Below are 376 nucleotides of genomic sequence, written 5' to 3'. Positions count from 1 at the left end.
TTTCCATCAATGAAGTTGGCAAATTGATAATGCTTTCCACGATTATTTAATGTGCCGTCATAAGACGTATCTCTGAATGCTTCAATTTGTTCTTTGGTAATCTCAGAACTGTTTTGCAAGGAAGTATTGACAATTTTATCCTGTTTTGAGAATTGATATTTTAAAACTCCTTTTTTGAGTTCGGGTTTTGACTGAATTTTATACTCATTCTGATTTTTGGTATTGTGAATAGAAATAATCCTATCACTTTTTTCAATCAGTTCTTTTAATTTTTCCTCTGAAAACGATGTCGGCTTTGTGATTAGATCTTCGCGCAGTTTTTCATACTTGCTAATTTCATTCGTAATTGTGGGAGATTTAAACTTGATGTTATTGA

Annotated in this window: 1 protein-coding gene; it reads right to left on the bottom strand. The window is 31.4% G+C overall.

Translation table 11 applies throughout. The features are described from left to right. Positions 1–376, bottom strand: a 376-nt coding sequence (locus DRF58_RS18450) for a hypothetical protein (RefSeq protein ID WP_157966757.1), incomplete at both ends; no start/stop codon positions are given.

This window comes from Epilithonimonas hispanica (genome assembly GCF_003385395.1).
GTDB lineage: Bacteria > Bacteroidota > Bacteroidia > Flavobacteriales > Weeksellaceae > Epilithonimonas > Epilithonimonas hispanica.
Note: the sequence above shows the minus strand (reverse complement) of the source record. Positions and strands in the feature narration are given on the sequence as shown.